Below are 13,399 nucleotides of genomic sequence, written 5' to 3'. Positions count from 1 at the left end.
ACTTTACCATGTTTTTAAATAAAAATAGTGCCAAAATAGTGCCAAAATCAATCTATACCGAATATTACAATAGACATTTTCTTTATAGCTTCTTTCTTTATCCTCTTTGCAGTCCTCTCCGAGGCTCCTATCTTATAGCAGAATTGATAGTAGTATTCTCCGTTTATACATCTATTGGTAATTACTGTCCTTTCCATTTCATTAAGGCTTTCCAGAGCTTTATCCAGTTTGAGTACTATGTTGGCCATAACCTTTATCTTTCGATTTATGTTGAGCCTGTCTATCTTTAAGACTGCATCCTCTACAGTGCTATGAAATTTATTGCTACCGCCTTTTGCCTCTTCAGATATATTTGCCGATATTCCTTCTTCAGCAATATCCTCTATACTCTGCTTTAAGTTCTCTATGCCAGCTTTGTAGAAGTTATATTCTTTTAACCACTCAATGATCTGCTGCTCTTTATCGTAATTGTTCACTATCTTCCTCTCCTGTCTGCTGCAAACAAAGCCATAAATATAGCTCCGAGATTAGCACCTAATACAAAACCTATACTAAATAACATTTTTACCCCTCCTAATTTCCGTTTTTATTTCTAAATTGACATTTTTTCTGAAAGACGTCTAACCAAACATGGATATTTGATTAGATAATTTGTAATTGGCCCAAACAACTTCTAATCTTCTTTTCCCTTGCTCTGCCTGGGCTTGTATTTCTTTTCTATCCCATCCAGTTAGCAGCTCATTATACAAATCCGAATCGTAGCCACTTATTAATACAGGACCTGAATGTTTTTTTAACAATTCTATTAATTCAACGTGTTCCTTATCCTCGGTCATTTCTACGTTGTAATATCTCTGCCTCCTGGTGCTTAGTAAATAAGGAGGATCTACATAGATTAAACAATCTTGCCTATTGTATTTTTTGATTAAGTCTAAAGCATTAGCATTTTCTATTTCTGCATCCTTTAATCTTGCAGCAGCTTCTAATATTCTCTCAGGAACCTTATTCCAATCTCCGCTTACTCTTTGCTTGCAAGTTGCACCAAGCACTGGCCCTGCATGTCTCCAGCTGGAAGAATAATATTGCATACCCGCCCTTGCCATATTTGCTCTTATTAGAAATTGCCTTGCTCTCTCTATATCCGTTCCCGACCTATCATAAGACTTTTTATATTCTTCCCGGCTATATGGAGTGAAGTAAACTGCTCTTGATAGCTCCTCGGATTTATCTCTTATGCACCTAAAAAGATTTACCACTTCATCATCTAAATCATTGAGGATTTCAGTATTACATGGAGACTTTGAAAAGAATACTGCTCCGGAACCAAAGAACGGCTCTAAATAAATTTTGTGTTCCGGAATTAAATCAACTATTTTATCTGCTATGCTCCACTTGGCACCAGGCCATTTCAAAGCTTTCAACTCTATCCCCCCTTATGTCATAATTTTTTTAGATTCCGACCATGCTATATGCACATAATGCCTTTATCAAATAGACAGTCATATACACCTTTTATAATTTCTTCATCATATTCTCTTGGAGATTCTTCTATATTTCTTAACAATGTCAGCATATCTCCAGTAGAATATTGCCTTAATATTTCAATCTTTTCTTGATTACTCTTTTCTTTATTGTCTTTAAAAAACAGATTAAACCCTGATCCGTAGGTCATATATTTAACCTCCTTATTACATTTTTTAGATTCCGACACATTATTTTTATATTCCGACTTCCCTTTTCTCTAGATATAAACTTCCGTTCCAGTCCTCTATCTTGTAGTCCAAAATGTACTGCTTAACTAATCTTATCTTCTCTTTAAAATGTCTATATGGAATAACTATTATAAGCAGCTCACCCAATACTAGACCTCCTTTAATATATCTAATAAGCTCCACTTAGGCAGTCCATCTTTCTTTATGCTTTTCTTATTTCTCTTCAAAGTTTCAATAACTATATCTACATCAAGCTCCCGGACATCATTGCCATCAAAGCATATTAGAAAGTAAGCTTTCAGTCCTGAATTTTTGCAGTGCTTCAAGTTTTCAGCCTGCTTTATATCCTTCTCGACTATCTTCCACGTACTTCCTTGCACAGTTTTAGCATCAAAACAAGCTTTATACTCTTTCAGAAAACACTCGTAGTCGAATGATTCACCCTGAATGTATCTGCCATCAGCTAGCCTTTGAGGATGATTTTTATGTGCATGACCACCTATAGAATTTATATGAGCAAGAACCTTTTCTATCTGCTTTTCAAAGCTTCTCCCTTTCTGCATCTCCTACCCCCTATAAAACAATCTATTCAAAATTTGACTTGCTTCTAGCTTGGTAAGCTCCGTTGTATCGTAGTTTTTCAGGAACCTTTTAACCTGTGTTTTTTGTTTATCACTTGCTGGTTTCTTCCCCCAGCTTTTAGCCACACTAAGGTCCCATATATACTGCTGATCCATTTCATTCTTCAAAAGATATTTATATACTTCATCAATAGCCTGCTGCATCTTCATTCTCTGTCCCCATAATACTGTCTGTCCTACTTCATCCTGAGCCTGTATTACTATCTTTTTTCCTTTAAGCTGAAGCACTAACTCTCCACCTGGCATCTTAAAGAAATTAATATTATGAGTAGTGTACTCCTGCTCCTTAGCCCACAGATTTACAATCTCTACATTCTTAATCCAACTTTCCACACAGTCGCTCTTCCTTACTATCAGATCCGGTAAATCGAACAAATCTCCTTCTATTTCATCCTGCTTAGATTGCGGTACCTGTTGCATATCTACTCCGAGCAGTGTTGGTGCTGTACACAGATTAGCTTTTCCGGTAGTTCCAACTAGGTCAATTAGAGTTAGCTTCTCTTTATCCGGGTGGAGCCTTAATCCCCTGCCGACCATTTGAGTATACAAGCTGCTGTTTGATGTAGGTCTTGCTATCATTATTGTTTCAATTAAAGGCATATCCGTTCCCTCGGTGAATATCATACAGTTCACCAGTACCGGTATTTCTCTATTGGTGAATTTTCTGATAAGCTCTTCCCTGTTCTTTGTATCTCCGGTAACTGCTACTGCACCCGGTATTTCCTTGGCTATGTCTATACAGTGCTGAACCGAGGTTGCAAATATAAGAGTCTGCCCTTTAGCATGTTTTCTATAAGCTTCTGCTATAGCCTGATTAAGACTTTCTGTATTCATAGCCTTTTCTAGTTCCCCTGGAGCATAATCTCCCATTCTTCTGGCTACCTTAGAAATGTCATAACCGATATTAACTCTGAGGCAGTTTATATCGCATAGGAATTTATTTTTAATAGCCCATTTTAAATCTCTTTCAAAGATGATCTCCTGGTATATATCATCAAGCCTTACATTATCTCCCCTGTTAGGAGTAGCTGTAAATCCTATATGAAGTCTAGGCTTGAAATAGTCGTATATCTTCCTATAGGATGAAGCTGCAGCATGATGGCACTCATCAGTTATTATCATGTCAAAATCATCTGGCTTAAAATTCTCCATCCGGTGTACAAGGGTGGTGACTGAAGCCACCACCACTTCCTCACCATTAGATTTATGTTTAGCCATCTCTATGCCTACAGGGCAGTCGTAGTATTTAATAGGCTGCTTAACTAATTCTTCCCTATGTGCTAGTACAAGAACTCTTCCTTTCCGCTTTATATTTGCTAAGGTTACTGTCTTTCCTAGACCTGTAGCTAGTTGAGCTAAATAAGATCCTGAATCTAAATCATCTATAATATCCAAACACTCTCTTTGGTAATCTCTTAAGTGCATCAAAACTCTTCACCTGAATACCTCTCTACTAACTCCACAGCAATACTTAAAGCCTCCGGCAAACTTTCTCCTTTTAGAGCTTTCCTTAATCTAGTCCTAAGATTCTCAGTATCCCTGTAATCATAAGCTTTATTTTTATACAGCTGTCTAGCCATATCAAATTCATATATTGCTTTCTTTTTCATCTTCCCAGCCTGCTCTTTACTTAGCTGTCCTGAATTGAAAAGTGTTATAAGATTTTTAATTATAAGAAACAAATTCATTTCTAAGAGGTCATAGCTTTCGGGTACCTCTTTGAATTTTGTTATATCTGTTAAAATCTCTTCGACCGTTTTCATATTTACCTCCTTAAATTACACCTAACTTTACACCTAGGTGTAACCATTTTTAGCCTTGATATATCAAGGTTTTAGAATTCTTTTCTCTCCGGTTACACCCTATCCAAATATAATCACTCTTATATATAAATAAATAAATTAGAAATCTGAAATAAAAACTTCCTATACGTATAATTAATATATATAAGGTGTAACTATATATATAAGGTGTCTTAATAACGGTTCAACCAAGCCATTTTTTTGCAGTTACACCTTAGGTGTAAATTGGGTGTAACTGTGGTGTAACTAGTGTAACTTATTCAAACTTTAAATCTAATCTTATAGTTTTATTACTTTGACCCAGATGATAAACACTCAGTTTAATTCCATTCTCGAGAGTTATGTCCTTTCTAGCTTTAATCCCTTTATCTCTCATATCTTTTATGTCTAAAACAGCTTCTTGTATTTTTTATAAATCAACATTAGTTATCATTTTTACATCCTAAAATGGTATTTCTTCATCATATACCAGAGTCATTTGACCCTCGTCATTATCTTCAGGCATTAATAATTTTACATACCTGCCTAATTTTCCTGAGACTTTAACAGCTCTCGTATACTTGCCATTAATATCTCTTTCTATCTTTCCATCATCAGCAAGTTTCTTTTTAATAGCTTCAAAGTCAATTCCGTTATCATGCAGCATTTTATTTAAGACCATTTTATTTATGCAGCAGTAGTTGTCTTGGAATTTACCCCAGATTTCGCTAGGGCTATCTTCATTAAATTTTTTAGCATTACTATTTATCCAGTCTATAATCAGATCATATGCCCTGGTACTTACATCAACTTCTTTTGAACTGTGCATATATGGTCTTATATCATCTATAGTTAATTTCTTGTCTTTGAATATTAGGTCGGTGCTTATCTCATCTGCTAGGAGTATAGCTGCCATTGCCATGGCCTGTTTATCAGTAGTATCAACTTCTTTTAATAGTTGAGTAAAAATCTGCCTGTATCTCTCCTGAAGAACCTTTTTATTAGGTAAACATTCTATAAACTCTCTACCAGCATGGCCATAATTATCTTTTACAAAGGAAGCTGTGATGTTTCCATCTTCAACTAGTTTTTCTGTAGCTTCTATCTCAATTACTCTGTTCTTAACTCCTCCACCGGAGTTAGATTTAGTTATAGGTTCCTCACCAGTAAATAGGAATACATTCTGCCAGGTACTCTGAATCTCAAGTCCTCCATAAGCCTTTCCCCTTCCTCGGTCAATACCTTCTGTTAGGTACATTATGAGACTGTCAAAGTTCTCCCAGGCTGATTTAATTATCTGAAGCTCATCTCCGGCCATGGGAATATCATGGAGAAATGATGTATACCTAGCTAAAGCCACCTTAGTACTGTTTAAAGTTCTCACCAGCTTTCCGGTGCCTGGATTGCCCCATACAGACATAGCAACCATTAAAGCTACTGTCTTACCGGCTCCTGTGCCTCCCCATAGATGGACCACAAAGGGAAGGGAGCCTATTAGATTAAGTAAAGGTGATGCAAAAGAAGCTGCTATAAGAAGATGCATCACTTTATTTTCTCTAAGTTTAATTAGTTCTTTCTTCCACGTTTCATAGTCTCCATTAGGTTTAACACTCTCGTATACATCCTTATAAGCTATATCCCCATCGTATTTAAGATTGCTTGTATATGGTGCAAACTCTCCGTTAATCCATCCTAAGCGGTCTGTGCTTCTGCTTACCGGTATCTCTTTAGCATTAAGTGTTATTACTTCCGCTAAATAAGAAACCAGATCCTTTGCATTATCTGAATTTACTTCTATACCCCTATCTGAAAGCTGAATAATATTAGATTTATTTGCCACCATTGACCGTTCTACAGTTACTTTCTGCCACCTGTTATCTTTATAAAAAGCTATCTTTACTTTTTCAGTTTCTGTATCTATATTTATTAATCTCTCTACCGGTAGTATTGGATGGCTGCAGGCGCTTACTGTCTTTGCTTCAAAGTTGGTCATTTCTATTTTGCTTACTCCTCCATCATCTGCTTTCCACTTTCCACATTTTAACCCTTGGAGTGGCGGATTTGTAAACTGTATTGAATTACTTCCCTTCTGCTTCATATTCTGCACATAGTCTGTTTGATACGCTTTAAGTAGATTAGAGAAGCTCCTTCCCACCTTTAAGTCCTTAGCCTTCTCCTGAAGCTTAACTATAGCTTTTGTTCTCTCCAGTGCTTCTCCTATGCTGAAGATGTATTGGAATATCTCCTCTTCAAGGATGCTTTCTTTATCCAGAGTATCTATATCAAATGGAATAAAACCACTGTTAATTATTAAGTCTGTATCATTATTTATTGAATCGTTCACTTGCTCTTTTCACCACCCCTCTGTTATGTTTCCAGAAGTTTAATTTATCTTCTGTGGATCCATAAAGGAAAACTTCATCTAAGTAATATCTTATTTCCTCAACCTCGTAATGCTCATCATTATCCTCAAGGAAATGCAGATAACTACACAGTAAGATAAATGTTTCATTCTCCCATTTTTCAAACTCTTCCCTAGCTTTAACTTTCTGTTTATACTGAGTCACTGCCCATCTGTTTATCTTAGTACCAAAATCAATTCCAAGGTGCAAAGCATCATTAATCTGCTTAGCTGCTTCATAGGAATTTACATCAAGTACTTTAGAAGCCAAAGCTACACTGTCTCCTGCTTCCCCACAACCAAAACATTTATATATCTGCTTTTTAGGACTTATGCTGAAGGAAGGAGTTTTCTCTCTATGGAAAGGGCACAGCCCCTTATTAGCTCTATCCAGCTTTATGTTTAGAAACTGTGCCACTTGTAATATATCTGCTTTAGTTTTTACCTCCTGGATCTTAGAATGGAATGTCGCCATCGCCACTTACCAGAGTCATATCATCAAAGGGTGTTCCGCTATAAGGATTGTTATTTGTAGGAAGCTTCTTAATGTCCGGAACTTTAAACTCTCCATTTTTAACTTTTTCTACACTTCTTACCCACTTAATCTTAGTCGTTTTTTTAATCTCACCGTTGTATTCATACTCTTCTTCTCCGAAGACGCCTCCGAATTTTAACCCCTTAAGCTTGCGTTCATCCCAGTTCCATTTAAAGCCTTGGTTAGATGCTTCTAATGTGGTTATGAGGCCCTTAAAGTATCCTGCTGCTTTATCTCCTTCTAACATCTGCCTATAAGTACCCTGCCATTTCTTATCTGCCCTGGTATCATCATCGAACCTTCTTTTGTAGTATCCTTTATGCTCACCTTCTTCAATGTCAAAAGCTAGGACCAGCATCTTCTTCCCGGTAGTACTAACATCTTCCTTAGCATTAATAATTTTGCAGATATATCCTCCAGGTGCTAATACTTCAAATTCGCCTGTAACAACTGGTGCTGTATCATATCCTTCTAATGGTTTCATTATTTCTTTTCCTCCTTAAGTTCGTAGTATTCTCTTATAGTTTCATCAACCGATTTAAGGTCGTTATCTATTTCCTTTTCAAACATTTCCATAGGGCTTTTACAGGTTGTATACCCATCGCTCTGTGTCTCAAAATAGTGCCTTGTACCATCAGTTTTACACAGAAGTACTATACTGAACAATCCTTCCAACGTAAGTTGGTTGTCCAGCATCTTTCCTGAAGTCTTAGCTTTTATCTTCCCGGTATCAGTTGTTTCTGTATGATGAAGGAAGTAAACCACGACATCATCCGGAGTTCCTGTGATGATGAATTGTACTAAATTTCTAAAGTTTAAAGCTACATCAGTAAATTTGTTGTATCCTACTTCTTTAGCTCTATCAAACATTTCAAAAGCCATGAGATACTGGCTATCATCAATTACATATCTTTTTAGCTTTGGAGATTTTAGAGACTTAATGATATGCTCATACCTAGCATTATTGAGCTTACTAAGCTTCTTTTTAAACGGTAAAGGCTTACCAGCTACATTAAATATTCCTACTTCCTCAGAGCTGAAATTTCTAAGACTTGTACTTTTACCGCTGCCGCTTTCTCCAAGAATTAAAACCGGAATTCCCATTAATTCTCTCCCCTCTCATACATTTCTATAGCCCACTGTTTTTCTTGCTTTTGAGCCTCATATTTTTGGCATAACTTATCATATCCGTAATAATCCTCTCTATTTCTTATCTTCTCCTCAAGCTTTTCTATCTCAGCTTCAAGGACTTTAATCCTCTCTAGGTGCATCCTCATACACTCCTTTCAAAAATTCTTATAATCACCTTATCCTTAAGCTTTCTCCTCTTTCTTGTAGAATGGCAAAATCTAATTCTTGTCCTTCTTCCAAAGCTTGCCTTATCTTTTCGTTATTTGGCACTAGGTCACAGAACTCTACAGGCACCTTTCCATATACATCTAGTGGAGCCTTGCCTCCGTTTTTAGCAATGCTGAAGCTAAATAAGGAAGTTTTAAATTTAGTCTTGCCTGTTACTTTCATATTTTCATATAGATAGCTCTTTACAGCAGACACTCTATTTTCAATAGCTTTTCTCTTATCAGATAATCTTTTTTCCTCCTCTTTAAGAGCCTTGGCATCTGCATCTAAATTTTTCATCAACTTGGCTATGTTCTCAGCCTTCTCTTCTATCTGTCCTTCTACCTCGTTTAAGGCATTTGTTATTAGCTCCTGAGGTATGTCCTCATTATCAAGAAGCTCTTGTAGGTTTTTATAATTTTGGCTTAATTCATATAGCTTCAATTACTTTTCCTCCTTCATTGTTGGCTTAAAGCCCAAATTAGTTAAGTTGTCATATATCCTTTGCAGTTGTTTGTTGTTAAGTCTCAAAAACAAATCGATTTCTACAGTACGTATAATCAGCTGCTGCTCTTCCCAGCTATAGTCAATGCACTCCTCATGTTCGCAGGTTGCATCTAATTTGATATTTATCATTCTTTCTCACCTAGCACTTTCCATAAAATTCAGAGAAGCCTGTTTCATAGCAGCTAGAACATTCAAGTAATGGTTAACTTCACCATCACATAAACTTCTGAAATCCTCCCCATCTTCCCCCACAATCAATATATCTCCGACAATAAGCTGCATAAGTGGTGAAAGGTTTCCATTGTAAAGGATGGATGCTATAAGGTTGAAATTCTTGTTTTTACATAACCCTTCTTCATCACAGCAAAATAGGGTCCTTGGCAACATTAGATTTTGTTTGTAAGCCTCTCTAGGTCTAACTGCTTCTAAATAACCTCCTAGTATATCTTTCATTTCTTTTATAATATTGCCTTCCAGGTTCTTAACCTCAATATTACTGTCAGTTTTTATGACTATTATTTTCATCTATTTAACCTCCAGTACATTCATAATTGTTTTTATAGCGCTATCTATATAGCTGTCAGCTTCATTAGGTCCTTCTATGCTCCTGAGGTCTTTCAGGACTTCCTCAAGTGCTTCTTTATATTTCTCTTCCACTTTACAGCCCTCCATTTGTTCGGTATAATTAAATTGAATGATTAAATAAGTTTTTAGGTGGCTCTGGCCATCTCTTTTTTTTATATTTTTAAGTATCTCTAAATCTAACTTCTGACTTGCCTCAACTGTTCTTGGATCCAGTGGACCATATTTCTCTATACACTTATAAAGTTGTTCTCTAAGCTCTTCCAACTTCTTCACCTCCTAGCAGATTAAATTTTGATGCAATTCTATTAAATGTGTTTTGTGCTGCACTATTAGATGAAAAGCCGTATATTTCCTTAATTTCTCCCCAGGTACAACCTTGCTGTCTTAGACTAACCACATCTTTTGCATCTTCTACTGTCCACCTAAACTGAGGGTTTTTCTGAAATTCTTCATTGCCTGTATACCTGTCCAACCATTTGAAGGCTACTTCAGGAGTACACTTCTTATCTACAGCTATCCATAAAGCCATAAGGTTTTCAAAATACATTTCCTTAGGCCTCCTTCTTGAAGTATCCTGTATATTCACTTAAACAGTCCTCACAAATTACTTCTCCATTGAAATTGTAGTATTGATCTCCTGTGAAGATTTCTTCGCTACATAGAGAACATTTGTCAACCATTATGGCTTTAGGCTGCTCAAACCTATAGTCATACATAGATTCAATTAACATCTTTATCCTCTCCTTATAAATTCTTTAAGGCCAGTGCAGCTAGGCTCTATATTGCTAAGCTTGCAATTTCTCACATATTCTTGAAATATCTTTATGTTCATGAGCTTCATCCTTCCTAATGGTCAAAAACTTACCATCTGTGATTATCATCTCTATTCCCATACCGTATAGGATTAAAGCCATCTTAAGATTGACTAAGTGTGCTACTTTGTGTTTTTCCAATGAAATTTACCTCCTAACTTATTTTTAATAGCTCAAGTTTAATGAGCTCAATAAACTTTTCTTTTTCTGATAAAGCTTTTTTTAGCTGCACTATTTGATCTTCTAACTCTATTTCCCTGGTAGTCTTTCCTCTATTAAGAGCATTGGTATAGTCATCAACGCTTTCTTGAGTAAACCTTAATTCAGAGCCTACTTTAAATGCTCTTAAATTATTTCTATAAATCTCTCTCTTTATAGTTTCCGGATGAACTTTTAACTGTTCAGCCAACTCATTAACTGTATAATATTTCATGAATTACCCTCCTTGTATTTCCGTCATTTCGGTTAAAAAATTAAGATCTAATTCTAGCACAGCTGATATTGCCACTAAGCTTTTAATACTCGGTGTATATCTTCCTGCCTCTAAGTCAGCTATATAACTCCTAGATAGATCTGTTTTCTCTGCTAACTCGTGCTGAGTTAAGTTTAATTTTTTTCTTTTCTCTGCTATAGTTTGTCCGATAAGAATTTTGTGTTGCTCGCTCATTTCATCACCTCCATGAAATTATTGTATTGTATTTCCGTCTTTTTTGAAAACCTTTAAATTTAGCTATATTTAACAATCTAACAAAATTAACTCTTGTTTACTTGTATATCCGTCGTTTTACTTGTATTTCCGTCATTATTTGTTGTGAATAAAGTATTGTATTTCCGTACATAATATTATATAATAAATCTAGTCGGTTATACCGACATTAGGAAGGAGGCCTCTATAGGGATATTGGGGGTAGAATAAAGTATTTTCGTAATTTGAAAAGTCTTACTCAAAAAGAACTTGCTGACTTAGCTAATATCTCTAGAAGTTATTTGGCTGACGTTGAAAAGAATAGGTATAATCCTAGTTTAGAAACTTTAGATAAGATATTAGACGCGTTAAAAGTATCTAATCAACAATTTTATAGCGAAGATAAAGGTATGAGTGAGAAAGATTTTCTTGATACTTTAGATGAAGAGAATCAAGCATTATTTAAAAAAATAAAATCGCTCTCTAGTGATGATGCAAAAAAAATACTTGATATTATTAAAATCTTTGAAGAAGAAAATAAATAATAACTAGTCTGCATTTTGATGAGGGGGCGTGGTCTTTGACTAAAGAGGAATTGATTGAAGTTGGTAAATATATGAGGGTTTTGGAAGAAGATAAAACTGTAAAAATAGTGTTTGCTAATTTAAACAGCATTTATGGTTTAACATATAGAGCTACAAAAGGGAATTATTTAATGATAATTAATAAAAACATTCCTTACATACTGCAAATTGAAACATTATGGCACGAAGCTAAGCATGTATATTCTCATATAGACAAGCCTGGAGATATAATCATTTATGAGAAGGAAGCTGATGAATTTGCTAAAAAATGTGTTGGTTTTAATGGAGAAATAATGGCAATACTAAAAGATTGCTTCTAGCTTGAAAGGAGGTGAGAAAATGTCTATACGTGAAACCGCAAAGGGTTATTATGTAGAAGTATTTTTAGGAAAGGATCCTTTAAGCAATAAAAAGATTAGAAAGACAAAACTTTTCCCAGGAATAAATCGAAATTCTCTTAAGCAAGCAAAGCTATGGGAGGCTGAAACTTTATCAGCTTATAAGACCGGAGATATTGATTTAAAAGGCGGTATGAAGTTATCAAGTTATTTAGATTTTTGGTATGAGACCTATGTACTGGAAAACTGTGCTTATACTACGCAGAGAAGATATAAAACTCTTTGTGAATGTATAAAAAGCAACTTAGGTCATTTAAGTTTAGAGCAGATCAAAGCACCTATAATAGACCGCTTTTATAAAGATTTAAAAAAAGAAACTATTACTCTTAAGGATGGTACTGTAAAAAGAAGATATATGGACGGAACTATATTAAAGGTCCACAAAGTCTTTAAACAGGCATTAGATAAAGCTTGTGCTTGGGATATGATAGTTAAAAATCCAGTCACTTATGCTACTCCACCTGCAGATGATGAAAGAAATATAAATACATGGAGTATTGAAGAAATAGAGAACTTCCTAAAATTCATTGAACAAACTCCTTTATATCTTCCGGTTTTTATTGCATTCCATACTGGATTAAGAGAAGGCGAAATATGCGCCCTAAGATGGGAAGATATAGATTTTGATACAGGGTTGATTCATGTTAGGAATACTGCAGTAGAAAAACCTAAAATTGGACTAGAGTTAGAAGATCCTAAGACAGCTGCTTCAAAAGCTAGTGTAACCATGACAAAGCAGCTTACAGAAAAGTTAAAATTAATTAAAACTGAAAGATTTCCTAATGATAGTAAAGTAATATCCATTACAGCAAAAAATGAAGAAGATATTTTAAAAAAGTTCGTCTGTATAAATAAAGATGATCTACCTGTAAGACCATGCTACGTATCACAAGCATTTACTAAATACGTTAAAAAAATAGGATATAAGAAAATAACCTTCCATGGTTTAAGGCATAGTCATGCAACTATATTATTTATAAATGGAGCTACTAGCCAGGAAGTATCTAAAAGGCTAAGACACAGTAAGGTCTCTACCACAGATGATATTTATATTCATGTTACAGAAGAAATAAAAAAATCTACTGCCGATATGTTTAGTAAGGCAGTAGAAAATGCAAAATAATGTGTATAAACTCTCCGGCTAGGGAGAGTTTTTTTCATCTGTCACAAAAGGACAGATGAAGGACAGTTTGATACTTCTTATTAGTTTTATATACAAATGAAACCCTTAAGAAGTATTATTCTTAAAGGGTTTCTTTGGAGGTGCCACCCGGATTTGAACCGGGGAATAAAGGTGTTGCAGACCTTTGCCTTACCGCTTGGCTATAGCACCAAAAATGGTGGCCAGACCAGGAATCGAACCAGGGACACGAGGATTTTCAGTCCTCTGCTCTACCGACTGAGCTATCTGGCCACATTT

24 protein-coding genes and 2 tRNA genes are annotated in these 13,399 nt (G+C 35.4%); 3 read left to right on the top strand and 23 right to left on the bottom strand.

The window, feature by feature from the left end:
* Nucleotides 1–47: 47 nt before the first annotated feature.
* From TA89_RS00115 to TA89_RS00030, 21 genes are all read right to left on the bottom strand, one after another.
* A complete protein-coding gene (locus tag TA89_RS00115) occupies nucleotides 48–476 on the bottom strand; it encodes a hypothetical protein (RefSeq protein ID WP_040209847.1) in 429 nt (142 codons plus the stop codon).
* 144 nt (nucleotides 477–620) lie between these two features.
* Nucleotides 621–1,421 (bottom strand): DNA adenine methylase, encoded by an 801-nt coding sequence (locus TA89_RS00110; protein ID WP_040209846.1) that lies wholly within the window; start codon nucleotides 1,419–1,421, stop codon nucleotides 621–623.
* A gap of 44 nt (nucleotides 1,422–1,465) precedes the next feature.
* Nucleotides 1,466–1,672: a hypothetical protein gene (locus TA89_RS00105; protein ID WP_040209845.1), complete on the bottom strand. Its 207-nt coding sequence runs from the start codon at nucleotides 1,670–1,672 to the stop codon at nucleotides 1,466–1,468.
* A 46-nt stretch (nucleotides 1,673–1,718) separates the two neighbouring features.
* The gene (locus TA89_RS18445) at nucleotides 1,719–1,859 is read right to left on the bottom strand and encodes a hypothetical protein (RefSeq protein ID WP_187119249.1); all 141 of its coding nucleotides are present in this window, start codon (nucleotides 1,857–1,859) and stop codon (nucleotides 1,719–1,721) included.
* Nucleotides 1,860–1,861: 2 nt separating this feature from the next.
* Nucleotides 1,862–2,275 (bottom strand): Holliday junction resolvase RecU, encoded by a 414-nt coding sequence (locus TA89_RS00100; RefSeq protein WP_040209842.1) that lies wholly within the window; start codon nucleotides 2,273–2,275, stop codon nucleotides 1,862–1,864.
* Nucleotides 2,276–2,278: 3 nt separating this feature from the next.
* A complete protein-coding gene (locus TA89_RS00095) occupies nucleotides 2,279–3,778 on the bottom strand; it encodes a DEAD/DEAH box helicase (protein ID WP_040209840.1) in 1,500 nt (499 codons plus the stop codon).
* Nucleotides 3,778–4,116 (bottom strand): hypothetical protein, encoded by a 339-nt coding sequence (locus TA89_RS00090; protein ID WP_040209839.1) that lies wholly within the window; start codon nucleotides 4,114–4,116, stop codon nucleotides 3,778–3,780. Before TA89_RS00090 ends, TA89_RS00095 begins: the two co-directional genes overlap by 1 nt.
* Before the next feature lie 481 nt (nucleotides 4,117–4,597).
* Nucleotides 4,598–6,478: a DUF927 domain-containing protein gene (locus tag TA89_RS00085; RefSeq protein WP_052447235.1), complete on the bottom strand. Its 1,881-nt coding sequence runs from the start codon at nucleotides 6,476–6,478 to the stop codon at nucleotides 4,598–4,600.
* Nucleotides 6,459–7,010: a CHC2 zinc finger domain-containing protein gene (locus tag TA89_RS00080; protein ID WP_040209837.1), complete on the bottom strand. Its 552-nt coding sequence runs from the start codon at nucleotides 7,008–7,010 to the stop codon at nucleotides 6,459–6,461. Before TA89_RS00080 ends, TA89_RS00085 begins: the two co-directional genes overlap by 20 nt.
* The gene (locus TA89_RS00075; RefSeq protein WP_040209836.1) at nucleotides 6,991–7,554 is read right to left on the bottom strand and encodes a DUF669 domain-containing protein; all 564 of its coding nucleotides are present in this window, start codon (nucleotides 7,552–7,554) and stop codon (nucleotides 6,991–6,993) included. The genes TA89_RS00080 and TA89_RS00075 overlap by 20 nt, the downstream gene beginning before the upstream one ends.
* Nucleotides 7,554–8,174: a DEAD/DEAH box helicase family protein gene (locus TA89_RS00070; protein WP_040209833.1), complete on the bottom strand. Its 621-nt coding sequence runs from the start codon at nucleotides 8,172–8,174 to the stop codon at nucleotides 7,554–7,556. The genes TA89_RS00075 and TA89_RS00070 overlap by 1 nt, the downstream gene beginning before the upstream one ends.
* Complete coding sequence (locus tag TA89_RS18160; RefSeq protein WP_156120023.1) at nucleotides 8,174–8,347, bottom strand: hypothetical protein; 174 nt, start codon at nucleotides 8,345–8,347, stop codon at nucleotides 8,174–8,176. The genes TA89_RS00070 and TA89_RS18160 overlap by 1 nt, the downstream gene beginning before the upstream one ends.
* Before the next feature lie 25 nt (nucleotides 8,348–8,372).
* Nucleotides 8,373–8,852 (bottom strand): siphovirus Gp157 family protein, encoded by a 480-nt coding sequence (locus TA89_RS00065; protein WP_040209830.1) that lies wholly within the window; start codon nucleotides 8,850–8,852, stop codon nucleotides 8,373–8,375.
* Complete coding sequence (locus TA89_RS00060) at nucleotides 8,853–9,044, bottom strand: hypothetical protein (RefSeq protein ID WP_040209828.1); 192 nt, start codon at nucleotides 9,042–9,044, stop codon at nucleotides 8,853–8,855. It lies immediately after the preceding gene.
* Nucleotides 9,045–9,050: 6 nt separating this feature from the next.
* Nucleotides 9,051–9,440 (bottom strand): DUF3846 domain-containing protein, encoded by a 390-nt coding sequence (locus TA89_RS00055; protein ID WP_040209826.1) that lies wholly within the window; start codon nucleotides 9,438–9,440, stop codon nucleotides 9,051–9,053.
* Nucleotides 9,441–9,764, bottom strand: a complete 324-nt coding sequence (locus TA89_RS00050; protein ID WP_040209824.1) for an aspartyl-phosphate phosphatase Spo0E family protein — start codon at nucleotides 9,762–9,764, stop codon at nucleotides 9,441–9,443. It lies immediately after the preceding gene.
* Nucleotides 9,751–10,047 (bottom strand): hypothetical protein, encoded by a 297-nt coding sequence (locus TA89_RS00045; RefSeq protein WP_052447234.1) that lies wholly within the window; start codon nucleotides 10,045–10,047, stop codon nucleotides 9,751–9,753. Before TA89_RS00045 ends, TA89_RS00050 begins: the two co-directional genes overlap by 14 nt.
* A gap of 4 nt (nucleotides 10,048–10,051) precedes the next feature.
* Entirely contained in the window at nucleotides 10,052–10,216 is a 165-nt protein-coding gene (locus tag TA89_RS00040; RefSeq protein ID WP_156120022.1) for a hypothetical protein, read from the bottom strand.
* 69 nt (nucleotides 10,217–10,285) lie between these two features.
* Nucleotides 10,286–10,453: a hypothetical protein gene (locus tag TA89_RS18155; protein ID WP_156120021.1), complete on the bottom strand. Its 168-nt coding sequence runs from the start codon at nucleotides 10,451–10,453 to the stop codon at nucleotides 10,286–10,288.
* A 13-nt stretch (nucleotides 10,454–10,466) separates the two neighbouring features.
* A complete protein-coding gene (locus TA89_RS00035) occupies nucleotides 10,467–10,745 on the bottom strand; it encodes a helix-turn-helix domain-containing protein (RefSeq protein WP_040209820.1) in 279 nt (92 codons plus the stop codon).
* Between the two features lie 3 nt (nucleotides 10,746–10,748).
* The gene (locus TA89_RS00030; protein WP_040209818.1) at nucleotides 10,749–10,979 is read right to left on the bottom strand and encodes a helix-turn-helix domain-containing protein; all 231 of its coding nucleotides are present in this window, start codon (nucleotides 10,977–10,979) and stop codon (nucleotides 10,749–10,751) included.
* A 263-nt stretch (nucleotides 10,980–11,242) separates the two neighbouring features.
* On the opposite strand from TA89_RS00030, the gene TA89_RS00025 reads away from it, so the two are divergent.
* The 3 genes from TA89_RS00025 to TA89_RS00015 are packed head-to-tail and all read left to right on the top strand — an operon-like array spanning nucleotide 11,243 to nucleotide 13,102.
* Nucleotides 11,243–11,542 (top strand): helix-turn-helix domain-containing protein, encoded by a 300-nt coding sequence (locus TA89_RS00025; protein ID WP_052447233.1) that lies wholly within the window; start codon nucleotides 11,243–11,245, stop codon nucleotides 11,540–11,542.
* 35 nt (nucleotides 11,543–11,577) lie between these two features.
* The gene (locus TA89_RS00020) at nucleotides 11,578–11,901 is read left to right on the top strand and encodes a M78 family metallopeptidase domain-containing protein (RefSeq protein WP_040209812.1); all 324 of its coding nucleotides are present in this window, start codon (nucleotides 11,578–11,580) and stop codon (nucleotides 11,899–11,901) included.
* A gap of 19 nt (nucleotides 11,902–11,920) precedes the next feature.
* Nucleotides 11,921–13,102 carry a tyrosine-type recombinase/integrase gene (locus tag TA89_RS00015; RefSeq protein ID WP_040209810.1) on the top strand — a complete coding sequence of 394 codons (1,182 nt, stop codon included), beginning with the start codon at nucleotides 11,921–11,923 and terminating at the stop codon, nucleotides 13,100–13,102.
* 135 nt (nucleotides 13,103–13,237) lie between these two features.
* Here TA89_RS00015 and TA89_RS00010 read toward each other — a convergent pair.
* Together TA89_RS00010 and TA89_RS00005 are read right to left on the bottom strand one after the other, a co-directional pair.
* Nucleotides 13,238–13,312 (bottom strand) — tRNA-Cys (locus tag TA89_RS00010).
* 5 nt (nucleotides 13,313–13,317) lie between these two features.
* Nucleotides 13,318–13,393, bottom strand: a tRNA-Phe gene (locus TA89_RS00005).
* Between the last annotated feature and the right edge of the window lie 6 nt (nucleotides 13,394–13,399).

The sequence above is a fragment of the Clostridium polynesiense genome (assembly GCF_000820705.1).
In the GTDB taxonomy this organism is placed as follows: domain Bacteria; phylum Bacillota; class Clostridia; order Clostridiales; family Clostridiaceae; genus Clostridium_AA; species Clostridium_AA polynesiense.
This window is presented reverse-complemented; position numbering and strand designations above follow the sequence as displayed.